This window comes from Ruegeria sp. BA12, assembly GCF_056539625.1.
In genome coordinates this window covers 1-2927 of record NZ_JBQFVF010000026.1, presented here as the reverse complement: position 1 = coordinate 2927, position 2927 = coordinate 1, and the positions used below count along the sequence as shown (strand labels likewise).

Sequence of the window (2927 nt, the reverse complement as noted above, 5' to 3'; positions counted from 1 at the left end):
GAAATCGGTGCGAAAATTGGCATCTCCAGTGACGATCTGCTGCCTTACGGCCACGACAAGGCGAAGGTCAGCCAGGACTTCATCAACTCGGTTCAAGGTCGTGAAGACGGCAAACTGATTCTGGTGACCGCGATCAACCCGACCCCTGCGGGTGAGGGTAAGACCACCACCACCGTCGGTCTGGGCGATGGCCTGAACCGCATCGGCAAAAACGCGATGATCTGTATCCGCGAAGCCTCGCTTGGCCCGAACTTCGGGATGAAGGGTGGTGCTGCGGGTGGCGGTTACGCGCAGGTTGTTCCCATGGAAGAGATGAACCTGCACTTCACAGGTGACTTCCACGCCATCACCTCGGCCCACTCGCTGCTGTCGGCGATGATCGACAACCACATCTACTGGGGCAATGAGTGCGAGATCGACATTCGTCGCGTTGCGTGGCGTCGTGTGGTCGACATGAACGACCGTGCGCTGCGTCAGATCACCGCCAGCTTGGGTGGCGTGTCGAACGGTTTCCCGCGTGAAACCGGCTTTGACATCACCGTGGCGTCCGAGGTCATGGCGATCCTCTGCCTGGCCACCGACCTTAAAGATCTGGAAAAGCGTCTGGGTGACATCATTGTCGCCTATCGCCGCGATAAGACCCCGGTTTACTGCCGCGACATCAAGGCCGAAGGCGCAATGACCGTTCTGCTGAAAGACGCGATGCAGCCGAACCTGGTGCAGACGCTGGAAAACAACCCGGCCTTTGTCCATGGTGGTCCTTTCGCGAACATCGCACACGGCTGTAACTCGGTCATCGCGACCAAAACCGCTCTGAAAGTGGCTGATTATGTTGTCACCGAAGCGGGTTTTGGTGCTGACTTGGGTGCCGAGAAATTCATGAACATCAAGTGCCGTAAGGCGGGCATCGCGCCATCGGCAGTTGTTCTGGTCGCAACCGTGCGCGCGATGAAGATGAACGGCGGTGTTGCCAAAGCCGATCTGGGTGCCGAAAACGTCGATGCGGTTCAGTCGGGCTGCGCCAACCTGGGTCGTCACATCGAAAACGTGAAATCCTTTGGTGTGCCCGTTGTTGTCGCCATCAACCACTTTGTCACCGACACCGATGACGAAGTGCAGGCCGTCAAGGATTACTGCGCCGAACATGGTGTCGAAGCAGTTCTGTCGCGTCACTGGGAGCTCGGTTCAGACGGTTCTGCGCCTCTGGCTGAGAAAGTTGTGGAAATCGTCGAAAATGGTGCTGCGAACTTTGCACCGATCTACCCCGACGAAATGCCGTTGTTCGAAAAGATCGAAACCATCGCCAAGCGCATCTACCGCGCTGACGAGGTTCTGGCCGACAACAAGATTCGCAACCAGTTGCGCGAATGGGAAGAGGCCGGATACGGCAATCTGCCGGTCTGCATGGCCAAGACGCAATACAGCTTCTCGACTGATCCGACCCTGCGCGGCGCGCCCACCGGCCACTCGGTTCCGGTGCGTGAGGTTCGCCTGTCGGCAGGTGCCGGGTTCATCGTGGTTGTCTGCGGCGAGATCATGACCATGCCTGGCCTGCCACGCAAACCGGCTGCGGAATCCATCTGCCTCAATGACGCAGGTGAGATCGAGGGCTTGTTCTAAGCGCCCGAATGATACATCTCGTGGTCCGGGGGTATCCCCGGACCGCAGGAGATTGAAATGCCCACTCTGATACCGCCGCAGGACTGCCACTCGATGCGGGAATTGCGGGTTCAGATCGACAAGCTGGATCGCCAATTGATTGAAATGTTGGTGGCGCGCGCAACTTACATAGATCGTGCGTCTCAGTTGAAACCCGGCGAGGGGCTACCCGCCCGCATCCCGGATCGTGTCGAAGATGTGGTGCAGCGCGTGCGCACAAGTTCCGACGAGTTGGGCATGGACCCCGATCTTGCCGAGAAGCTTTGGCGCATCTTGATTGACTGGTCGATTGCCCGCGAAGAACGCGTGCTCGGCCCCGAATGAAGAACCGGGCGCTTTGTGCGCCCGATCCGTTTTTGAAAAGAAGGGATCAAAGGATGGTAGCGCAGGTTATCGACGGTAAGGCCTTTGCCGCAAAAGTACGCGGCCAGGTGGCCGACCAGGTCGCAAAGCTGAAAGAAGAAAACGGCATCACCCCCGGCCTGGCCGTGGTTCTGGTAGGCGAAGACCCGGCAAGCCAGGTTTATGTGCGGTCCAAGGGAAAGATGACCGTCGAGGTCGGCATGAACTCGTACGAGCACAAGCTGGACATCGACACGTCCGAAGAAGACCTGCTGGCGTTGATCGACAAGCTGAACAACGACCCAGCCGTGCATGGTATTCTGGTGCAGTTGCCCCTGCCCAAACACCTGAACGAAGATCTGGTGATCAACTCGATTGACCCGGCCAAGGACGTTGATGGTTTCCACATCTCGAACGTGGGACTGCTGGGTACCGGGCAGAAGTCGATGGTGCCCTGCACGCCGCTGGGGTGTTTGATGATGCTGCGCGACTACCATGGCTCGCTCTCGGGTATGGATGCGGTTGTTGTGGGCCGATCGAATATCGTGGGTAAGCCGATGGCGCAGTTGTTGCTGGGTGACAGCTGCACCGTGACCATCGCACACAGTCGCACCAAGGACCTGCCTGATGTTGTGCGCCGCGCAGATATCGTCGTTGCTGCCGTTGGCCGCCCCGAGATGATCCCAGGCGATTGGATCAAGGAAGGTGCCACGGTCATCGATGTAGGCATCAACCGAATTGAACGGGACGGCAAGAACAAGCTGGTTGGTGACGTAGATTACGCCAGCGCGGCCGAACGCGCCGGAGCGATCACACCCGTGCCCGGTGGCGTCGGACCGATGACCATTGCCTGCCTGCTGGCCAACACACTGACCGCCTGTTGCCGCGCCAATGCCTTGCCAGAGCCCGAAGGCCTGACAGCTTGA

General features: G+C 58.8%; 3 protein-coding genes. All 3 read left to right on the top strand.

Annotated features, from left to right (window positions below):
- On the top strand, window positions 1–1620 hold a 1620-nt coding region (locus tag ACR0B0_RS20835), incomplete at its 5' end, for a formate--tetrahydrofolate ligase (RefSeq protein WP_480649420.1).
- A gap of 57 nt (window positions 1621–1677) precedes the next feature.
- A complete protein-coding gene (locus ACR0B0_RS20830; RefSeq protein ID WP_170352146.1) occupies window positions 1678–1983 on the top strand; it encodes a chorismate mutase in 306 nt (101 codons plus the stop codon).
- 53 nt (window positions 1984–2036) lie between these two features.
- Entirely contained in the window at window positions 2037–2927 is an 891-nt protein-coding gene (gene folD, locus ACR0B0_RS20825) for a bifunctional methylenetetrahydrofolate dehydrogenase/methenyltetrahydrofolate cyclohydrolase FolD (protein ID WP_170425634.1), read from the top strand.

Excerpts from the sequence above, each read along its gene's own strand:
- ACR0B0_RS20830 (WP_170352146.1), top strand. The coding sequence starts at position 1,678 with ATGCCCACTCTGATACCGCCGCAGGACTGCCACTCGATGCGGGAATTG.
- folD (WP_170425634.1), top strand. The coding sequence starts at position 2,037 with ATGGTAGCGCAGGTTATCGACGGTAAGGCCTTTGCCGCAAAAGTACGC.